General features: G+C 66.2%; 17 protein-coding genes. 5 read left to right on the top strand and 12 right to left on the bottom strand.

The genetic code is table 11. The annotated features are described in order from the left end of the window. The first annotated feature begins 37 nt into the window (after window positions 1-37). Genes VGN66_RS15235 through VGN66_RS15225 form a run of 3 tightly spaced genes read left to right on the top strand, consistent with a single transcriptional unit; the run spans window position 38 to window position 4,601 of the window. Window positions 38-1,729 carry an asparagine synthase-related protein gene (locus VGN66_RS15235; RefSeq protein ID WP_327519665.1) on the top strand — a complete coding sequence of 564 codons (1,692 nt, stop codon included), beginning with the start codon at window positions 38-40 and terminating at the stop codon, window positions 1,727-1,729. After that, window positions 1,726-2,646 (top strand): hypothetical protein, encoded by a 921-nt coding sequence (locus VGN66_RS15230; protein WP_327519664.1) that lies wholly within the window; start codon window positions 1,726-1,728, stop codon window positions 2,644-2,646. Before VGN66_RS15235 ends, VGN66_RS15230 begins: the two co-directional genes overlap by 4 nt. After that, on the top strand, window positions 2,643-4,601 hold the full coding sequence (locus tag VGN66_RS15225) for a hypothetical protein (protein WP_327519663.1): 1,959 nt from the start codon (window positions 2,643-2,645) through the stop codon (window positions 4,599-4,601). Before VGN66_RS15230 ends, VGN66_RS15225 begins: the two co-directional genes overlap by 4 nt. Here the strand turns inward: VGN66_RS15225 and VGN66_RS15220 are convergent. After that, entirely contained in the window at window positions 4,598-4,807 is a 210-nt protein-coding gene (locus VGN66_RS15220) for a Nif11 family protein (RefSeq protein WP_327519662.1), read from the bottom strand. The two genes, VGN66_RS15225 and VGN66_RS15220, sit on opposite strands and share 4 nt — an antisense overlap. Window positions 4,808-5,032: 225 nt before the next feature. Between VGN66_RS15220 and VGN66_RS15215 the strand changes: the two genes are divergently transcribed. Continuing rightward, entirely contained in the window at window positions 5,033-5,419 is a 387-nt protein-coding gene (locus VGN66_RS15215) for a nuclear transport factor 2 family protein (RefSeq protein WP_327519661.1), read from the top strand. On the opposite strand, the gene VGN66_RS15210 is transcribed toward VGN66_RS15215, so the two are convergent. From VGN66_RS15210 to VGN66_RS15160, 11 genes are all read right to left on the bottom strand, one after another. Then, window positions 5,420-5,905: an Lrp/AsnC family transcriptional regulator gene (locus VGN66_RS15210; protein WP_327519660.1), complete on the bottom strand. Its 486-nt coding sequence runs from the start codon at window positions 5,903-5,905 to the stop codon at window positions 5,420-5,422. After that, window positions 5,893-7,476, bottom strand: a complete 1,584-nt coding sequence (locus tag VGN66_RS15205) for an N-acyl-D-amino-acid deacylase family protein (RefSeq protein ID WP_327519659.1) — start codon at window positions 7,474-7,476, stop codon at window positions 5,893-5,895. The genes VGN66_RS15210 and VGN66_RS15205 overlap by 13 nt, the downstream gene beginning before the upstream one ends. 32 nt (window positions 7,477-7,508) lie before the next feature. Beyond that, window positions 7,509-8,513 (bottom strand): dipeptide epimerase, encoded by a 1,005-nt coding sequence (locus VGN66_RS15200; protein WP_327519658.1) that lies wholly within the window; start codon window positions 8,511-8,513, stop codon window positions 7,509-7,511. Next, complete coding sequence (locus tag VGN66_RS15195) at window positions 8,506-9,522, bottom strand: DUF1611 domain-containing protein (RefSeq protein ID WP_327519657.1); 1,017 nt, start codon at window positions 9,520-9,522, stop codon at window positions 8,506-8,508. The genes VGN66_RS15200 and VGN66_RS15195 overlap by 8 nt, the downstream gene beginning before the upstream one ends. A gap of 107 nt (window positions 9,523-9,629) precedes the next feature. After that, window positions 9,630-10,100, bottom strand: coding sequence for an Lrp/AsnC family transcriptional regulator (locus VGN66_RS15190; RefSeq protein WP_327519656.1), 471 nt, complete (start codon window positions 10,098-10,100; stop codon window positions 9,630-9,632). A 9-nt stretch (window positions 10,101-10,109) separates the two neighbouring features. Continuing rightward, on the bottom strand, window positions 10,110-11,228 hold the full coding sequence (locus VGN66_RS15185) for a dipeptidase (protein WP_327519655.1): 1,119 nt from the start codon (window positions 11,226-11,228) through the stop codon (window positions 10,110-10,112). Window positions 11,229-11,248: 20 nt separating this feature from the next. Continuing rightward, entirely contained in the window at window positions 11,249-13,654 is a 2,406-nt protein-coding gene (locus VGN66_RS15180; RefSeq protein ID WP_327519654.1) for a S9 family peptidase, read from the bottom strand. A 73-nt stretch (window positions 13,655-13,727) separates the two neighbouring features. Beyond that, window positions 13,728-16,127 carry a TonB-dependent receptor gene (locus VGN66_RS15175; protein WP_327519653.1) on the bottom strand — a complete coding sequence of 800 codons (2,400 nt, stop codon included), beginning with the start codon at window positions 16,125-16,127 and terminating at the stop codon, window positions 13,728-13,730. Window positions 16,128-16,340: 213 nt separating this feature from the next. Then, window positions 16,341-17,720, bottom strand: a complete 1,380-nt coding sequence (locus VGN66_RS15170; RefSeq protein ID WP_327519652.1) for a peptide MFS transporter — start codon at window positions 17,718-17,720, stop codon at window positions 16,341-16,343. A 3-nt stretch (window positions 17,721-17,723) separates the two neighbouring features. Then, window positions 17,724-18,707, bottom strand: coding sequence for a prolyl aminopeptidase (gene pip / locus VGN66_RS15165; RefSeq protein ID WP_327519651.1), 984 nt, complete (start codon window positions 18,705-18,707; stop codon window positions 17,724-17,726). Between the two features lie 83 nt (window positions 18,708-18,790). After that, on the bottom strand, window positions 18,791-19,423 hold the full coding sequence (locus VGN66_RS15160; RefSeq protein ID WP_224920407.1) for a TetR/AcrR family transcriptional regulator: 633 nt from the start codon (window positions 19,421-19,423) through the stop codon (window positions 18,791-18,793). Window positions 19,424-19,580: 157 nt separating this feature from the next. Between VGN66_RS15160 and VGN66_RS15155 the strand changes: the two genes are divergently transcribed. Then, window positions 19,581-20,729, top strand: a complete 1,149-nt coding sequence (locus VGN66_RS15155; protein ID WP_327519650.1) for an MFS transporter — start codon at window positions 19,581-19,583, stop codon at window positions 20,727-20,729. Window positions 20,730-20,756 lie beyond the last annotated feature (27 nt).

Raw genomic sequence — 20,756 nt, 5'->3', positions numbered from 1 at the left:
CTGGATTTCTGCGCTGGCAGATGCGTCTGGGCGCGCGGTGGAAACCGTCCGCTTTGGCGCCGACGCCGTGTTCGTGTTCGATGCCGAAGCGTCGCGCGGGCATGACGCTGGCACGATCAGCCTTTGCGAGGGCGACGGCGGCCCGGTGTCCATCGTGTCGCACGACGCATCTGCCCCGCCTCACCCGGAAGATGTAGCCCGCGCGCACTGGACGCACGCCACGCGACGGCTGGTCATGTCCCGGTCGCATCTCGGCACCCGATCGATCTTCTATGTCGCGCAGGGCGGTTTTTTCGCCTTCGCGTCGACATTGCCGGCATTGCTCGCACTACCCGGCGTGTCGCGCACGCTCGATGAAGGCGCGATCGCGCGCGCGTTGTGCCTCGATGGCACCGGCCCCGCGAACGATACCTATTATGCCGATATCCGACGCGTACCCGGCGGCCACGCCCTGACGCTGGACGCAGGCGCGCTGGCGCTCACCCCCCTGCCCGCCCCCTGGGATGTCGGACCAGTACCGGGCGAGCCGGAAGACCCCGCCGAAACCCTGCGCGCGCTGCTCATCGCGGCGGTCGAAAGCCGGCTGGACGATGGGAAGACGATCGCCGTTCAACTGAGCGGCGGGCTGGATTCGGCGACCATCGCGTGCATCGCCGCCCGGCGACTGAAGCAGCAGGGCCGCCGCCTGATCGCGCTCTGCTCGGTGCTCCCGCAGGACCATGTCGGCCCGGAAACCGATGAGCGGCGCTTTATCGAGGCGGTACTCGCGCAAGAGGATACGATCGATCCCGTCTGGATCACGCTCCCGAAAGAGGCGGACCCGCTCGGCGCATTGCCACGCTGGTTCGACTGCCTGGGCGAACCGCATTTCAGCACCGTCACTCATGCCGAAGAGGTGCTGGGCAGTGTCGGGCGCGCGCATGGCGTCGATGTCGTGCTGAGCGGCTTCGGCGGCGATTTCTTTGCGTCGGCGCACGGCATCCCGACCGCGGAACTGCATCTGCGCCGCGGACGGTTCGGCGCTGCGCTGGCCGAGTTGCGGCGGCAACACCGCGTGCATGGCACTGGCTGGTGGCGCCTGCTGCGCGACAATGTCGTGCGGCCTTTGGCGCGGTGGCGCTTCGTGTTTCAAAATACCCCGGAAAATTGTGCCACTTCGGCGCTGCTCAGCCGGGTGACGAAGCGCGAAGGGCGACGGCCGGCTGCATCGGTAGCGAAGGTCCGTCCGCTCCCGCATCAGGAAATGGAGCACCTGCTCGTCCCGGGGCATTTGGAGCGGGTGCTGCCAGGGATGCGCCAGATCCTCGCGCAATGCTATGGGCAGGATCTGCGCTTCCCGCTGCTCGACGCGCGCCTGATCACCCTGATCCGCAACTTGCCCGAAACCGAACTGCATCGCGACGGCCAGACCCGCAGCATCATGCGCCGCGCAACGGTCGGCATTCTCCCCGAATTGGTGCGCCTGCGACCAGACAAGGGCCCCGCATTCGACCCGGCGCTGGCCGCCCACTGCGCGACTGCCCGGCCGGCATTGCAGCATTGGGCGGAGCATGCTGCACCGGAATGCTGGGACTATGTCGATCGCACCCGCTTCCTCGCCGCGCTCGACGCGATCCGGCCCAGCGATCGCAGCGGGTGGCAACGCGAGATGTTCTCAATCGTGCTGACCGGCGGGCGGTTCGCGAAGTTCATCGACTGGCATGTCCGACAGCGGGGCCAGCGCCCATGACCCTTCATCTATGCCGCCTCTACGGCCTCACCATCGCAAGCCCGTTTCCGCTGCCCGGCGCGCATCCGCTTGCGACCGCATCGACGGCTGACGTCACCATCGTCTGGGAGCCCGAGACCGCATGGCGCGACGTGGCCGATACCCAGCAAATCCCGCCGCACGACCCGGACGCGCCGCATGTCGGCGAAACTGCTGATGGCGACCTGAGCATCGCGTGGCGCCGCGAATTGCAACTGATCCTCGCGGCGTCGCATGATCGCATCACCGTGGTGTGCACCCGCGCCAAGCTGGAATTCGCGCCGACCGTGCTGGTCGGCATCGGGCTGGGGCTGTTGCTGCATCGGCGCGGCATCGTCTGCCTGCACGGATCAGTGATCGCGCTGAACGGTCGCACCTTTGCGCTACTCGGCGATAGCGGCACGGGCAAGTCGACCGCAGCGGCAGCGCTGGTGGCGCATGACGGGACGCTGGTCTCTGATGACATCGCTGCGTTGCGTCCGGACGGAGACGGGTTCACTGTCGCATGGGGCTGTGCCAATGTCCGGCTCGGCGCTGCGGCGAGCGCCAGGATCGTCGGTACCGACCAGCTGGCGACGGTCCCATGGATCGACAAGCTGATGTGGGACGTATCCGGGAACACCAGCGCCGCGCACCGGCCCGCCCCCCGCCTCGATGCGCTGTATCTGCTCGGCCCGGCGGCGGACGAGCACGGCGTGACGATCAGCGCCCCGATCGCGTCCGCCCGCGCGCTGCCCCGCCTCGTCGACAGCTGGTATCCGCAGGGCTTCACCCCGATGCTGACTCAGTCCCGGTTCGATTCGCTGCGCGCGATTGCGGAGCGGGTGCCGATGTTCGACCTCTCCTATCCCCGCCGTTGGGACATTCTGCCCCAGCTGATCGCTGCGCTGGGCGGATGACCGTGCAGAGCCTGGCGCCGATCCTGCGCTTCGTGCTGGACGAACGCGGGTGGCCGTGTCCCGGCCGGCTGGCGCATCTGGCGACGCAGCTGCCTGCCGTTGCGACTGCCGGGCTGGAAGTGTCGCTGGGGTCGGAGGGCGCCATCGACCTGCAACAACGCGTCCAGAGCGAAGACGAAATCGCCCGGCTGACGCGCTGGCTGGCCCGGACCACGCCCAACGGCGCGGCGTGGCAGCGTCTGACCGCTGCGCTCGACCCGATCGCGGACGATGTCGACGAACTCTGGCTCGAACTCGACGCTGCGGAAGGTTCGGACGAAGCGCCGCTGTCCGTGTTCGCGCGGCTACGCGACCCTGGAGCCCCTGCCATCGCCCGCGCGTTGGCGGCATTCGACATGAAGCTCGATCCGTCTCGGCAGGCGGCACTTGCGCGTTGCCTCGCCGCATGTGGACCGGGTGCGCGCCTGTCCTATCTCGGGCTGATGCTCGGCCGCGCCGGCGCGCCGCTGCGGCTGATCATTGAGGGCGTGGCGCCGCAGGACGCCTGCGCCCTGATCGAACAATCCGGCTGGCCGGGGCCGATCGACAGCGCCGCGGAGTGGATCGACCGGCTGTTCGTCCATGCCGACCGCATACGCCTTGCCTTCACGCTCGCCGACACGCTGACCCCCGATATCGGGCTGGAGTGTTTTGTCGGCGATCCCGGCGCGAACGACCCGCGCTGGCGCTGTCTGTTCGACTTGCTGGTGGAGGACGGGCTGTGCACCCCCGCCCGCCGTGACCAACTGCTTGCCTGGCCCGCAGTACTGACGCCGCTGTCCGCGCAGCATTGGCCGGAGACGCTCATCACCGACGCGCTGTTGCGCACCGATCCCGGCGTTCGCTGGCTCGATTGCCGGATCAGCCATGCCAAGGTGACGCTGACACCCGGCCAGCCTCCCCGGGCAAAGGGGTATTTCGGCTTTATCGAGGTGCAAAACCCGCCAGCGGCCGATCCAACACCGCAAGCCCGCACGGGAGTCTTGGATGTGGCGGCGGCGATAAACGCGGCCACCGATTTCCTGATCGGCGCGCGGACTCAGGCCGGCTGGTGGCTGGACTATGACGGGTTCTCGGAAGGGCCAGCGGATGAATGGGTGAGCGCCTATGTCGCCCATGCGCTGCACGACAGCGACCGCGCCGGCGCGCGCGATGCAGCGGTGCGGGGTTGGCACCTGCTGAAGGCGCGTGCGCGCTCCGGCTGGGGGTGGAATTTCCTCCAGCCGGCCGACGCCGACAGCACGATCTGGGGCCTGCGCCTCGCCGCGGCGCTGGGTCACAGCCAAACGCATGAAGCGCTGACCGGGGCAGTATTTCTCCGGCAGCATCTCGACGCAGATGGCGGCATCGCCACCTATCGCCGCGCGATCTACGCGCACTGGTCGGATGGCAAGGCGGTGAACCCGGCCTGGTATGACGCGCACGCCTGCGTCACGGCGGCGGCGGCGCATGTGGGCGCGCTGGGGCCAGCGCCGCTCGCCTATCTGCGGCATGTGCAGCAGGCAGACGGCACATGGCGCGGCTATTGGTGGCAGAGCGACCGTTACACCACTGCGCTGGCGGCAGAAGCACTCGCCGCCAGCGGGAATTCCGAAGACGTGAGCCGAGTGCAGCGCGCCGTCGCGGGAACCCGCGACTGGCTCGATCAAGCGGGCCGCGCCGAAGCGCTGGCGCAAATCCCGTTCGAGGCGGCATGGGCGCTGCGCATTTTGTCGCTGGGGACCACCGACGAAGCGGGGCATCGTGCGCAGCTGGCCGAGCTGCTCCTCACCACCCAGCGCAAAGACGGTTCCTGGGCCGCGTCGGCGGCGCTGGCGATCCCGAACCGGCAGGGGGATATCGTGCAGGCGATCGACAATCGCCGCTGCTTCACGACCGCAACCGTGCTGACCGCGCTCAGACAGTTCGAGCGTTAGCCGCCGCCTTTACCCTCGCGCAGTGCCCGCAGCGCCCATTCATGCCGAAACGCCTGCTGCAGCGCGCCTGGGTCAAACTCCAGCCCCCGCGCACGACCCAGCCGGCACAGCGCCCCGCTATCGTCCCGCTGCGCGTCAAGCTCGGTACGCAGCGCCGCATCCCGCCGCGCGGTCGCTAGGAACAGCAAGGCGTTCTGGACCGTCATGCGCGAAAGCGCGCAGTCAGCCGACAGGAAGCGGCCTGCGCTGCATCAACATCGTCATCCCCGGCAAGCCAGCGCAGCGTCGGCATCGATCCCCCTCGTCCCGCCAATGATCTGACGCAGCGATAGGGGATCGTCCCCGCCGCTGAAAAGTGGTTTCGCGCCGCCACTGCCGCCCATCACACCAGGGCACTCGGCAGAGCGCGCCGCCTGGTGTAGCGATCGGCGATGGACACACCGCCCGAACTCGCGATCCGCCTGCAACGCGCCCGCTTCAACCAGGCTCTGGCAAATGCGGAGCTCTCAGCGATCAGCCCGCTGCTCACGAACGATGTCGTGCTCGTCGCGGGCACCGACAGTGCGCTGCTGTCCGGCCGCAAAGCGCAGCTGCTCGCGTGGAAGCGGGAGTTCGCCTCGTCCGACCGGACGATCTATCTGCGCACGCCCGACACGATCACCTTGTCGCCAATCGCCCCGATCGCGTTTGAACAGGGGAAGTGGCACGGCACGCTGGCAAGCGGCGCGATGCTGGCGAGCGGGATCTACACCGCAAAGTGGCGGCAGGTCGGCGCGGAGTGGTTGATCGAGGCGGAGCTCTATCTCACGCTGACATGATCACGCGGCGATCACCGCAGGGCACGTCTGCGCGCTGCGGTCCTTCACCGTCTTTGATACCGGATAGGTCGTATAGTCGATCTCCATCACCAGAAACGGCGCCATCGTTTCGTGATAGTGGCGGACGTTACGTGCGAAGATCCGCATCGCATAGTTGCTCGACCCGGACACGGCGTCGCATAGGACGATGCTCGCGGTCGCCGCGACGATCGCCTCGAACTGGCGGACCGTCTCGGTCGAGTAGTCCCGGATTCGGGCCAGCACGATGAACTGGCTGAGATTGCCGAGCCGTTCGATATCGATGTCGGCATGATAGCCGCGTATGTAGCCGGCACGCTCCAACCGCTCGATCCGCATCGCGCAGGGGGTCGGCGACAGGCCGACGATCCGGGAGAGCCTGACCTTGCTGATCCGCCCATCGCGCGCCAGCGCCGCGAGGATCCGAAGGTCGATCGCGTCGAGCGGCGCGCAGATCATCTCCCGCATCGATGGCGCAGCACCATCCCCGCCCGCGCTCCGGTATGTCGGCCCTGATCCAGCGTCAGCACGCCGTTGACGATCACATCGGCGATGCCGGTCGCGGGCCGCATCGGCGCGGTCCAGCTCGCATGATCCTCGACCGTCGCCGCGTCGAAGACGACCACATCGGCGCGCAGCCCTTCGCGGAGCAGTCCCCGGTCGCTGAGCCCCATGCGCTGGGCAGGCCATGACGTCATCTTGCGAACCGCATCCTCCAGCGACAGCACGCCCCGCTCGCGCACATAGGCGGCGAGCACGCGAGCAAAGGTGCCGTAGGAGCGTGGATGCGGCAGGCCCATGCCATCGAGTTCGCCCAGCACCGCAACCGCCGCGCCGTCGCTGCCGATGCTGATCCAGGGCTGGCGGATCGCGGCGTCGATGTCGCGTTCGTCCATCACGAAATAGAGGGCGAAGGCGCGTTCCGGCAGCGCGCCAAGCAGCATGTCCCATGCGGCATCGGCGGGGTCCTTGTTCAGCGCCGCGCCGATCTCGACGAAATTCTTGCCGTGGAACCGCACCATGTCCGGCTGGTGCGAATTGGCGAGAACGATGTTCTGCCAGCCACCCGCCGCCTCGAGCAGACTCGACCATCCGGGGACCGAGCCAGCGGCGGCGTCACGCTTCAACGCAGCGCGCAAGGCCGGGTCGCGCAGCTTGGCAAGGCCCGCCTCGAATCCCTGCGCGAACACATGCCCCGGCACCGTCCCCTCAAGTCCGGTTCCGGCGGCGGTATAGGAATAGAGGTCGGCGGCAACGTCCACTCCGCGCTCGCGCGCCGCTGCGATGCGGGCGATCGCCTGTGGCATCAGCGTGCCCCAGCCGGGGGCATAGGCGGCCTTCAAGTGAAAAATCTCGACCTTGGCGCCGCTTTCCTCACCGATCCGGATCGCCTCATCGACGCTGTCCAGCAGGCGCGCGCTCTCGTCGCGCATATGGGTCGCGTAGAAGCCGCCGCAACGCGCAGCGACCTTGGAGAGTGCAATCAGGTCTTCGGTCGCGTGGAAGCGGTCTGGCGGGTACATCAACGCGGTGCTGATCCCGAACGCGCCCGCTTGCATCGCGCGGTCGACCAGCCCGCGCATCGCGTCGAGCTGGGCAGGGGTTGGTGCTCCCGCACCGTCGCCCATCACCGCGACCCGCGCCTGCGTCGCGCTGTAGTAGGTGCCGAAATTGACCGCGATACCGCGCGTTGCAAGGTCGGCGAAATAACGCGGGATCGCGTCCGCCGCGACCGGTGTGCCCCCTTCCCCGCCGATCAGCGTGGTCACGCCCATACGCAGCTTGTTCTCAGCCGCGCCGTGCGCGAGCAGCACGCTGCCCGACTGGTCCATCATGTCGATAAAGCCGGGGGCGACGTAGCGACCGGTCGCGTCGATCTCCTTCGCACCGCGCGCGGTGATGCGCCCGATCTTCGCGATCCGGCCATCCTTGATGCCGATGTCGGCACGGACCCACGGATTGCCCGCTCCGTCGAGCACGCGGCCGCCGCGGATGACGATATCATAGGCCGGAGCCGGTGCCGCCCCGAGCAGGAGCATTGCCGCGCCACCCGCTGCGAGCTGCCGCCACCTCATGCCGGCCAGCCCCACAGCGCGGGCGGGCACGACGCCAGGCCATTGACGTAGCTGACCGACGGCTCGCGGTCGCGCTCCAGGAAAATCGGACCGTCGAGATCGACAATGTCGCAAAGCTGCCCCAGCACGAATGCGGGGGCCATGGCGAGGCTCGACCCGACCATATTGCCGACCATCACGTCGAGGCCGTGCAGCCGCGCCGCGTCCGCCATCGCCAGCGCCTCGGTCAGGCCGCCGCATTTGTCGAGCTTGATATTGACGACGCTAAACCGACCGACGAGGCGCGGGATGTCGCCGATCGTCAGCACGCTTTCATCCGCCGCAACTGGGATCGGGCATTTGATGCCGTCCAGATCGCCCTCGCGTCCGCGCCGCACCGGCTGTTCCAGTAACGACACGCGCTCCTCGACCAGCATGCTGATGAGCGGGACCAGATCGTCCCGGGCGAACCCCTGATTGCCATCGACGCCGAGCCAGGCATCGGCCCGCGCGGCGCGGATCGCACGCACCCGCGCGCTATCGAGCGGCAGGTCGCCGGTCAGCTTGATCTTGATATGCCGGACATCGGCATAGGATGCCGCGCGGGCAGCCATGGCGTCGGGCTCGTCGGCACTCAACGTGAAGGTGGTGGCGAGCGGCCGGGGCGTGGGGACGCCAGCAAGCTGCCATACGGGTTGCCCGCTACGCTTCGCCTCCAGATCCCACAGCGCCGCGTCGACCGCATTGCGCGCGCCGCCCGGCGGCATCGCCGCGCGCAGCGCGTCGCGGCTCACCCCGCGCTCGATCAGGTCGCGCTGCGCCTGGATCTGCGCGATCATCCGTTCCGGGGTTTCGTCGAGATAATAGACGCCCGACGCTTCACCACGACCGACATGCTCGCCGTCGGTGAGGGTGACGACCACAACGTCCTGCCCATCAAAGACATAGCCCGCGATGCGGAACGGCTCGACAAAGGGAAAGCTCTCGACCGCGATATGCAGTGTGCAGCGCCGCTCAGTCATGGGGCCGCCCCAGGATCGACGCGACCGCGCGGTCCATCGATGTGCGCATCGGGTCGAACGCGGGAACCCCCATCTCCTCGCTGGCGCGCGCGAGTGCCTCGGCGCAGGCGGCATCGTCCAGTTGCGCGGTGTTTAGGCTGACAGCACCCAGCCGCGCCGCCGGATTGGTCACCCGCGCGGCGGCGAGGCAAGTCTCGGCGACCTCCGTCAGCGAACGCAGCGGGAATCCGGTCATCGAGTGGAAATGCGTGCGGCCCGGTTCGTGGCACAGCACCAGCACATCGGGCTGCGATCCATGGATGATGCCCAGCGTCACCCCGGCAAAAGCGGGGTGATGGATCGCCCCCTGCCCCTCGATCACGTCCCAATGCTCCTCGGCAGCATCGGGCGAGAGTGCTTCGGCGGCACCAGCGATGAAATCGGATACGACGGCGTCCATCGGGATTCCCGCACCCGCGATGATGATTCCGGTCTGGCCGGTCGCGCGGAAATCGACGTCGGCACCCGCATCGCGCAGCGCCCGGGTCAGTGCAAGCGCAGTGTATTTCTTGCCGAGCGCGCAATCGGTGCCGACGGTCAGCACGCGCTTGCCGGTGCGCTTGCGACCGGTCGCGGCCTTGATGTCCTGCGGCGGAACCCGCACGTCGATCAGCCGCGCGCCTGCCGCCTTGGCAGCATCCGCGAGGCCGGGAACGTCCGCGAGCCGCGTGTGCATCCCGCTGACGATGTCGAGCCCGCCGCGTGCCGCCGCCATCAGGGCCGCGTGCCACGCCGCAGGAATCTGCCCACCGACCGGCGCGACCGCGACGACCAGCGACCCCGCGCCCTGTCGGACCGCGGTCGCGACATCCACATCGGGCAAGCCCAAGTCTGCCGCCTGATCGCTCAGCCGAAACTGGCCGAGACAAGCGTCGCGCGCCCAGTCGCGGATGCCAAAGCCGGTCTTGGCATGGAGCGGCTTGGCGACATCGCCGACGAACAGGACATAGGGTTTGCGCAGTTCGATCATGTCATCCCTCGACTAGAAGTTGCGCCGATTCAGCTAGTGCAAAGCGCACCGGAATTGCGTCTGAATTGACCCGCCCAAACAGCAGCTTTCACTATCGGTCACGACGCTCAACCCAGCAGCCCCATCAGCGGAACGTCATGCGGCGCACGCACCGACCGCGCGACCGGCAACAGCGCGCAGTCGAGCCCGATCGCGTCCAGCGGCGCGAGCACCGCGCGGCAATGGCCTTCATCTGCAGCATAGACGGTCATCACGAAATCGACCGACCCGAACACCGCATCGCACTCGGCAATCTGCGGGATGGTCGCGACCATTTCCTCAAACCGACGCGCGGCGTCCGGCGTCCATTCCCGGATGCTGACGACCACGGTAAAGCGCGTCAGCCCCGTGATCCGTTCGACCGCGATGTCGGCGTGATAACCCTTGATGAACCCCGCCGCCTCAAGCTTGGCGACCCGCGCGCCGCACGGCGTCGGCGACAGGGACACCACCGCCGACAGCTCCGCCTTGGTCATCCGCCCGTCGTGTTCGAGCGCCGCCATGATCTTGACGTCGAGCCGGTCGATCGGGCGGCGCATCGGCAGGGATCAGGCGCCGATGGTCGCCGCATAGACGCGCATCCAGTTCTCGCCCATGACCTTGTCGATCTCGTCCTTGCGCCAGCCGCGCGCGACCATTTCGGCGCGCACCGCAGGCAGTTTCGAGATATCCTCAAACCCCTGTGCATATTGGATCGGGTCCTGGACGTAGGTCATTTCGGGCGGGAAGGCGAAGGACTCGTCGGGGACAATTTTCGAGGTCGAGCCCACGGTAAAGTCGCCGCCGATGCCGATATGATCGACCCCGACCAGCGCCTTGAGATAGTCCAGCTCGTCGACATAGCGCTTCACATTGGCGCGGGCCTTGGGTTGGGTGCGCTTGCCCGCATCCGCGCTGCTCCAGCTCATGAACGGGTCGATCGCGCTGACGCCGAACAGGCCGCCCGATTTCGCAATCCCCTCGATCACCCGGTTCGACGTGTTGCGCGGATTGGGGTTAAGTGCGGCAAGGTTGGAATGGGTGCACACCACCGGACGCTCGGCCATCGCGATAACGTCGAGGCTCGACTGCTCGCCCATATGCCCGCCGACATCGACCAGGATTCCGAGCTTCTGCATCTCGGCGACCATCACCCGCCCTGCCTTGGTCAGGCCGATATGCGGATCGAGGCAGCCTCCGGCGAACTGATTGGTGAGGTTGTAGATCAGGCCGACGACGCGCAGCCCGGCTTCGTAGAACAGCCGCATCGTCGTCTTTGGCGGCTTCGACCACCAGTCGCTCTCGCCCTTCATCGCGAACAGGTCCGCCTCCTGCCAGCCGATCGTGAGCGAGATCTTGCCCTCCGCCTTCAACCGGCGGATGTCGCCGGCGGTCTTGGCGATCCCGACCTCCTTGGAATGCTGGTCGACAAATTCGTGCAGCGCCGACATCTGCAGCAGGGTCGGGAGCATGGAGATGCTCCAGCTATCCACCCCGCCCTTGCGCAGCAGCGAGAGGTAATTGGCGGTCGGTGCAGACGGGCTGCACCCATCCACGACGATCGGCGGGGTCGCGGGCGCAGCGGCGGGCTGCGTCGCGGAGCCCGATGTGGCGGCCCCCGTCGCGGCAGCGAACAGCCCCCCGCCGGCGAGTTTCATCATGCCGCGGCGGTTCAGGTCAGTCGTCACGGTTCAATCTCCAGCCAGATCTATTTCGACGGTTGCGCGAACGGCACCAGCGGCTCCTGACCCTTGAGGTGCCGCAGGAAATATCCCGCCAGCCGCCGCGCGACATAGGGGTGATAGCCGACATCGTGCGCGGCATTGGGCACCAGCACCAGATCGAACTCCTTGCCCGCCTTGATCAGCGCGTCGGACAAAGCGACGGTCTGGTTGAGCGGCACATTCTGGTCGATATCGCCGGTGACCAGCATCAGCTTCCCCTGAAGCCGGCCGGCGAGGTGTAGATTGTCGACCCGCGTGTAAGTGTCGCCCGCCTCCCCCGGCACGCCGAAGAAACGCTCGAGCGAGATTGACGAGATCATCGTGCGGTAATCGTGCGGCCCGGCGATCGACACCGCCGCCTTGTAGAAGTCCGGGAACAGGAACATCGCGCGCGCCGAGGCATAGCCGCCGAACGAAATGCCGGTGATCCCGACCCGGTCGAGGTCCATATAGGGGCGGCTGCGCGCAGCGGCGCGGATGCCCGCGACATGATCGGACAGCGCGATCGAATCCTCATCCGCCATCGGCGACATGTGGAAATCACGCGACCGCCGCGGCGTGCCCCGCCCGTCCTGCACGACGATCACGAAGCCGAGTTCGGCGAGCGCCTGCATATAGGCGGCACGCCCGGCCAATGCGTCGGTAAAGCCCTGTGGCGCGAACGACACCTGCGGGCCGGCATAGATTTGCTCAATTACCGGATAGCGTCTTGCTGGGTCGAAATTGGTCGGCTTGAGCAGCACGCCATAGATGTCGTGCTTGCCATCGGCGCTCTTCGCAACGAGCCGCTCGGGCGGCGTCCAGCCGGTCGCGCGCAACGCGCTGGCATCGGCTTCGACCAGCTTGGCGACGAGCCGGCCATCAGCAGCGCGGATCACGGTCACCGGGGGCGTCGCGATCGTCGAATAGGTGTCGACGAGGTAGCGCCCGCTCGGCGAGACGCGCGACGCAGGCGTGTCCCAATGCCCGTTCAGGCCGCGCGCGGGATAGTTGGTGAAGCTGTGATCGGCATCCTCGGGCGTCAGCAATTGCGGCGCGCCGCCGTCGAGCGCAACGCGGTAGAGGTGGCGATAATAGGGATTACGCCCCGCCTCGCGCCCGCCAGCGGTGAAATACACCAGCCCGGCCGCCTCATCGACGCGGACAATGTCGAACACCGACCAGTCGCCGGTCGTCACCGCATTCTTCAGCGCGCCCGTCTTGGCGTCATAGCGGTAGAGATGCCCCCAGCCGCTGCGCTGCGACCACCACAGGATCTCGCCGCGCTTGGCCAGCAGGCGGACATTGGGGACGTGATAGTCGAACGGGTTGAGGTTGAGGAACTGCGCGTCACGCTCCTCCACAACCGTCCGGCTCTTTCCGGTGTCGAGGTCGATCGCGACCAGCCCGAGCGCGCGGGAATCGCGGGTCGAGGTGGCGAGGTAGAGCGCATTGTCCGCCATATCCCAGCCCGGCTCGCCGACCAGCGCCCAATAGGGGGCATAATCGTTGATCCCCAATGCCCCGCCATCGACCGTGACGCTGCCGCCATCCTGAAGGTCGATCAGCACCAGCGCATAGCGCTTCTCCGGCGCGTCGGCAGGGGTCGGCATCGGCATCTGGTGCGCGATCGGGCGCGGCGCGTCCGGCGGGAGGAACTCGGTCACATAGGGCGCGGTCTTCACCCCGCGATCATCGGTGCGGATCGCGAGGATGTAGCGCCCATCCGGCGACCAGGTCGCGCCGGGATAGACCGGCACGGCCTCGCCCCGCCGTTCCTCGACATAGGTCGTCTTGAACGCAGTGTAGCGATAGGGGAAGTCCGCGCTGCCATCGCGGGTCAGCGCGCGTTCCGCGCCGGTCGCGGTCTCGCGCAGCCACAGATTATGGTCGCGCTCGAACAGGACTTGGCGTCCGTCCGGCGATGCGACCGACGCCGGGTCGGGCGCGGCGGCGGCTTCGGTGCGGCAATTGGTCGCTGCGCGGTTGCACGCGAAGGTCTGCTTAGCGACCGTGAAGGATATCGTCTTGAGGTCGGCCGAATAGCGGATCGACCCGAACGGCAGCTGGCCCGGCACGACTGCGCGCCCCAATTCCCGTGACAGCATCGCCGCCACGCGCGCGTGATCGAACGCCGGTTCGGCCTTGCCGGTCGCGGCGTTGACGGTGACGAAGCGGACGCCGCCCTCCCCCTCGTGCCGATACCAGAAATAGTCGCTCGCCCCGATCCAGTTAGGCACCGGGGCAGCGTTGCGCACCAGCTTGCGGACATTCGCGGGATAGAAGGTGGACGCTCGCTCGATATCCGCGACGGTCACGGGGGCGTCGCTCTGCGCTGCCGCTGGCGGGGCCAAGGCAAGGCCGCCCGCGATCGACATGGCCACCAGAATACGCCCGACAACGAACAGCATCGATACAATCCCCAGGCTGTCACAAGGAGCGGCGACCCGCGTCATGCGCGAGCCGCCGCCGTTAGGAGCTTCCTTAGTAGCGCACGGTGAAGGTTAGGCCAGCCGTACGCGGACGATTGATAAAGGCGGAGGACAGCGGGCCGTCGAGCACGCCGTTGACCAGCCGCGCCGAGCTGGTCGGGATGGTCGTCGCCTGCAGCTCCAGATCGTTGAGCACATTGGTGACATAGGCGGTCATCGACCACCATTTCCGCTCAAGCCCGACGCGCAGGTTGAGCATTTCCATGCTCCCCAGCTTGCCCGTCGCGAAGTTCTGCGGGAAGGTTTCGCGCTCGCCGATATACTGGAACGCCACCTGCCCGGTCAGCTCCAGATCGTCGCTGCCCAGCGGATAGTTGAAGTCGGCGCCGGTCGAGAACGACACCTTGGGCACGTTGGGCGGGCGGTTGCCCTTGGCGAGATCCTGATAGTCCGCAGGCGCACCGGCGACCGCGAACACCGACATGCCCTCGCTATAGCCGGCCTCGGTCAGGTTCCCGCTGAAGAACAGCGAAAGGTTGCTGCTCGCCTTGTAGCTGCTCTCGACCTCGATCCCGTAGATCCGCAGCTGCGGCCCGTTCGCGGTGAGTGCTCCGGGATTGCTGATCCCGATCTGCGGATCGTCGAAGTCGGAATAGAACGCCGCGACATTGAGCGTCAGCGCACCGTTCATCAGGCGCGACTTCACGCCGATTTCGCCGGTGACGACATCGTCCTGGTCATAGGTCAACGCGTCGTTGAACGCCTGCGACCCGACCGGGCCGAAGCCGAGCGCCGAGAAGGGGCTGTTCAACCCGCCATTGCGGACGCCACGGGCGAGCGTGCCATAGACCATGACGTCGTCATTGACGTCATATTCGATCGCAATGCGCGGCAGGAAGGTGTTGAGCTTGAAATCGAAACTGGTGCCCGGACCACCCGGCGCGTTCAGCGCGTCGACGTCATTTGGCACCGGGAAGTAGATCGGCGCGAAGATGTCCGCCGGATTGGTGAAGATCGGCGAGAAGATGCCGATGACGTAGGACTCGACCAGCGTCGAGGTCACCTTCTCATTGACGTAGCGCGCACCGGCGAACAGCCGCAGCCGATCGGTCGCCGCATAGCTCAGCTCGACGAAGCCCGAGAATTGGCGCGTGTCGGTCTGGGTCGTGCTGCGCTCGATCTCGGTCGATCCGGTGTCGGTGATATTGGCATAGCCATCACCCGAAACCAGCGCGGTCGAGGTCGATTTGGTATCCTGAAAATATGCGCCAGCGACGATGTTGAGCGGCGAGTCGAAGTCGGTGACGAAGCGGAATTCCTGCGAAACCGCGCGCTCCTTGCTCTGGACCTGGGCGATCGCGGTCAGGTCGGACGAGAGCAGGTTGCTCGCCGTGTCGAACGGCGGAAAGGCGTTGAAGAACCCCTGAAACCCATAAGTATAGGCCGAACTGAACGTTTCCGCCTGACGCCGGCGCTTGTAGAGCCCGGTGATCGATTCAACCGTGATCGGGCCGGAATGGTACGAGAGCTTGCCGCTGTAGAGCTCGAAGTCATCCTGGTTGAGTCCGTCGATCAGGCTGAGCGATGGCGCGATCAGGTCTTCGATGCCGACACTGTTGCCGATCGTGGTCGGCTCGATGAAGCTCAATTCGCCGATATCGTCGCGACCGACATGCGCGGCGAGGCGGATGGTCAGATTGTCCGTCGGCTTCGCCAGAATGATCGCGCGACCGCCATAGGATTCGAAGTCGTTCATGTCCTTCTGGTTGAGACCCAGATTGTCGATATAGCCGTCGTCCTTGCGGTAGAAGCCGACCGCGCGGATCCCCAGCTTTCCGGGAAACAGAATCAGGCTCGACGCATTCTCAACGCGATAGTTGAAGCCGCCATGATCGGTGACACTGGCGCCGCCGCTCCACGTGCCGGTGAAGGTCTTGCCATCAAGATCAGGGTCGGCCGCGAAATAGCGGATCACGCCGCCCATCGCACCTTCACCGAAATAGGTCGGCTGCGGCCCGCGCAGGATTTCGACGCGATCGAAGTCGAAGAAGTTGAAGTCGCGCTGCGACGCCGAGGAGGATGCGACCGAGATATCATCGACCAGGATCGAAACCAGCGGCTGCAGCGCATTGCCCGACACCTGGGTGCTGTTGGTCACGCCGCGAATGTTGATCTCGTTGGTGTTCGGGCCGCGATCGAGCATCTCGACACCCGCAACGCGGTTCGCCAGATCCTCGAAATCGACGATGCCGGATCTCTGCAGATCGTCGCCGCCGAGAGCCGTAACGCTGCCGCCGATGTCCTGCACCGATTCCTGACGGAAGCGCGCCGTGACGACGACTTCCTCGACGTCACTCGCCGCAGCCGGAGCGTCCTGTGCGGCAGCCGCCGAACTGAAGCCGAGCGTCGATACGCCCGCGACCAAGGTCGCAATTACCCCCCTTAGTGCCACACTATCCTCCTCTTTATTTGAGCCGGAACACGCCGCTGCGACGCAACGGAACTGATGACGCTTGAGCTGCATCGTCCCGCCCGCGCGAACGGTGTCCGCGCGGCTGGAACGCTATGGCCTGACGGTCCCCGCCGCCTCTTAAGCCCGCTCAACTCCCCACCTGAGTCGTTCTACAATACATCAATGTATTGTCAATAAACCGTCATCGAAATTTCACGGAGTCACGACGGAGCTTCTTGCGACCAGCAGCCGCGAAACCGGCCGCGCGACGATCAGCATGACGAGGCACGCACCGCCCGCGAATGCGGCGTTCAGCGCGAAGAACCGGGCGTGCGCCATCGTCTCCCACAGGGTCGCGACGTGACCGACGAGCAAATTGCCGAGGAACACCGACAGGAACACCGTACCCATCATCGTCGAGTTGATCTGCGCCGGAGCTGCACGCGAGAACAATGCAAGCAGCGTCGGCCAGTAGAAGGTGAAGCCGAGCGCGTTCAGCGCGTAGAGCAGGACGGGCCAGATCGCCCCGACACTCTCGCCCCGGTCGGCCCAGCCGGCGGGCACGACCATCATCACATTCGCAACCGCGATGATCAAATAGCCGATGGTGAGCTTCGCCATCTCACCCGCCTCACGACCGCGCCGCGCCTGCCAGCGCCACAGCGCGATCAGCACCGGCACCGCGAGGATGCAGAACAGCCCGTCGAGTGAATTGAACGATGCAGTCGGCACGGTCCATCCGAACAGGCCCCGCTCCACCGATGCGTCGATGAACAACAGGCCCGCATTCATCTCCTGAAAGTAAGCCGCACAAGCCGGGATGCTGATCGCACCGAGGAACAATAGTGCCGCAACACGCCGCCAATCGTCTTGGCTAAGCGGCTGACGCGCCGCCCCATTCCGCTGACGCCTGCGGTCGGCGGGAAGATGCTTCCAGCCGCTGAGATAGGTCGCCAGCGCGATCAGCATCAGCACGCCCGCAGCACCAAAGCCGACATGCCAGCCATAAAGCTGCGCCAATACCCCGCACAGCAGCGGACCGAGCAATGCGCCGACATTGATCGCCGCCGAGAAGATCGCGAATGCGCGGGTCCGCTGCCCGGCTTCGTCGGCGCCGTAGAGGAAGCCAACCTGGACCGAGATATTGCCCTTCAGGCAACCGGTCCCCGCGATCAGGAACGCGATGGCGAACAGGAAGCTGCCCTCAAACGCCATCAGGAAATGGCCGATCGCCATCAGCACAGCGCCCAGCAGGACCGTGCGCCGCTGCCCCAGCCAGCGATCGGCCAGCAACCCGCCAAAGATCGGGGTGAAATAGACAAGGCCCGTGTAGAGGCTGAACACTTGACTGGCGAACGCCTGATTGGACAGCGGGCCGGTCAGCCCCTCCAGTCCAGCGCGCAGCCCGGCAAAGCCCAGCACACCCTCCGCGACTCCCGGCGTCAGGATATGCTGGAGCATGTAGAGCAGCAGCAACGCCGACATGCCGTAAAAGGAAAACCGCTCCCACGCCTCGGCAAATGCCAGATAAGCGAGCCCCTTGGGATGACCCCAGAGCGTATCGCGCGCCCGAACGTGCGTTGTCTCCGCCACCCGTCAGATCTCCGTCCAAACCGGCGCGTCCGCATCGGCGAAGCGGTCGGTCGCGCGGATCAGCTGGTCGAGGATTCCCGGCTCGGAATAGGCGTGCCCTGCCCCATCGATCAGGTGAAACTCCGCCTCCGGCCAGACGCCGTGCAGCGCATAGGCATAGGTCGCCGGGCATGGCAGGTCGTAGCGGCCATGGACGATCACGCCGGGGATATCGCGCAACCGGTCCGCGTCGCGCAGCAACTGGCCGTCCTCCAGCCACGCGCCATGGGTGAAATAGTGATTTTCGATCCGGGCAAAGGCAAGCGCATAGCGTTCGTCCCGCCACAGCGCGTCGAGCGCCGCATTGGGCAACAGCGTCGAGGTTTCGCACTCCCAGCGCGTCCACGCCTGTGCCGCCTCGATCTGCGCCGCCGCGTCGTCACCGGCCAGGCGGCGGCGATAGGCGGCGACCAGATCGCCCCGCTCCGCCTCCGGAATCGGTGCCTGAAGGCGCGCATATTTTTCGGGAAACACTTCCGACACGCCGAAGCGGTAGAACCAGTCGATCTCGGCGCGCGACACGGTAAAAATTCCGCGCAGGACCAACGCGCTGACGCGATCCGGATGGGTCTGCGCATAGGCAAGGCCGAGCGTCGATCCCCATGATCCGCCAAACACCAGCCACTGCTCCGCCCCGAGCAGCTCGCGCAGCCGCTCCATATCGGCGACCAGATGCCAGGTGGTGTTGTCCTCAAGGCCCGCATGCGGCGTCGACCGCCCGCAACCGCGCTGATCGAACAGCAGGACATCGTAACGTGTCGGGTCGAACAGGCGACGGTGCGACGGAGCAAAGCCACCGCCCGGCCCGCCGTGCAGGAAGATCGCAGGCTTGGCGCCGGGCGTCCCGACCCGCTCATAATAGAGCTGATGCCCGTCCCCCATATCGAGCATCCCGCTCGCATAGGGTTCGATCTCCGGATACAGGCCGCGCAGTTCCGACTGGAGCATTCCGCCATCCCACCATAGCAATACAGATGTGTATTGTTTCAGCGGTTAGATGGTCGGAGTCAAGGCGGCGTGAACCGGTCCGCTCAATCGCGGCCGGTAAACACCTTCACATAGCGATGGATGAGGTCCTGCCGTTGTTCGAGCGATTCCTTAAGGCCGGTCGCGTAATAGCCGACCTGGTGGAAATAGACGATGCGGGCGCGGATCATCGCGTCGTCTTCGCTGTACCCGCCCTCGGCGAACACGGCCTGGATGGCATCGATGCGGACCGCATCGACCTCCTGCACCACCGCCTCGACCTCTGCCGAGAGATTGGCCCAGGCACGCACCGCGCGGTCATAGGCCGGGCTGAACCCCTGTTCGGAAATGTACAGGTGCGCCAACCGCGACAGCCGCTCCTCGACCGTGCCGGATGCGGCAAGCACGTCCAGCATCGGCTGGGTATTGCTCGCCCGCCAGTCCTTGAGCAGCGCGTCGAGCAGTTCGGTATGGTCCTTGAACCGCCAGTAAAAACCGCCGCGCGTCACACCCACCGTCTTGGCGAGCCGGTCGATCTTCACGCCGACGATGCCGTCCTCAATCAAGGTGCGGCGCGCGATGTCGATCCATTCCTGAGTCGAGGGCGTATGGTCGGGCGGCGGAGTACGGCGCCATGTTCGGCCCGTCTTGCCAGCACCCTTCCCCGTCTTGGTCGCTGTCGCTTTATTCTCAGCCATAGTGCCTCATTGCCGGATAACCACGCGCGGGGTCAATCGCCGCTACTGGTGCGCGATGCCGCTGTCGGGAGAGGCTAGACATGTCAATACATAGATGTATTTCTTGACGGAAATCGACACGGGCAGCCTGCCGCGCCGTGAGATCGGGGAGAACAGGGTGGCACGCAGAACCGACAGCCTCGCATTGATCGCCGCCGTCGTGATCGGCAACGGCATCGCGCATATCGGCACTTCGACCATGCCGCTTCAGGTCGGCGCGCTGATGGACCTCGGTCTCAACGGCCGTGAGGCAGGGTTGTTCGGCTTTTTCCAGATCGGCGCACTGGCGCTGTCGATGATCGCGCTCGCCCCGTTCATCCACCGCGCACGGTCGGTCACGGTTGCAATGATCGGGGCCACGCTGGCGTTGGGCGCGCACATGCTGATGTATTTCATGCCGGGGTCGTTCGCGCTGCTGCTGGTCTTCGCGGCGCTGGCCGGCACCGGATATGGGCTGGTTTTCGCTGCCACGATCACCGGCGGATCCACTGCAGCGAACCCCGACCGGGTCTATGCGATCGGCAATGGCGGCGCGGTCGCCTATGTCGTCGCGCTGATGTTCGTGATGCCGCTGGCGAGCATCCATCTCGGCCGGATGGGTGCCTTCCTCGCCGTCGCGCTCGCGATCTTCATCACCATGCCGATGATGCTCGCCTTTCGCGCGCGGACGGAGTTGCCGGCGATCCATGCGGGCGGGCTGCTGCGTCAGCCCGCGATCCTGGCGCTGATGCTGATGTGGGCGGGCTATTCGCTCGGCACCGGGGCGCTGTGGAGCTTTGCCGAGCGGATCGCCAAGGGGCTGGAGATCGCGCCCACCACCACCGCGACGATCCTGTCGCTCAGCGCACTGTGCGGCATTGCCGGGACGGTCGTCGCCGCCTGGCTCGGCGGACGCGCGCCGCGGGTCGCGTCGATGATCTTCGGGCTGATCGGCACAGGTGTCTCATGCCTGTTGATGGGGTTTGCGACCGGGGCAGTCATGTTCGCGATCGGCGTGCTGACCTACTGGATCTTCTACATGTACCAATATTCGGTGTTCCTGGGTGTCGCGGCGGCGATCGACCCGTCGGGTCGCGCCGGGACGATGGGCGGCGGATGGGAACGCTTCGCCTTTGCCATCGGCGCACCGATCGGCGGCCTGGTCGCCGATTTCGGCTCCTATTCGATGCTGGGGATTCTCGGCTTCCTGTCCTGTGTCCTCACCATTCCGCTGTGCATGCCACTGGTCGCGCGGCGGCTCGCCACCACGCAGCCTACTCCAGCCTGAAAATCGCCATTCGGCCATTGCGCAAAT

Source organism: Sphingomonas sp., from assembly GCF_035998645.1.
Taxonomy (GTDB): Bacteria; Pseudomonadota; Alphaproteobacteria; order Sphingomonadales; family Sphingomonadaceae; genus Sphingomonas.
The sequence above is the reverse complement of the archived record's forward strand: the minus strand, read 5'-3'. Positions and strand labels throughout refer to the sequence as shown.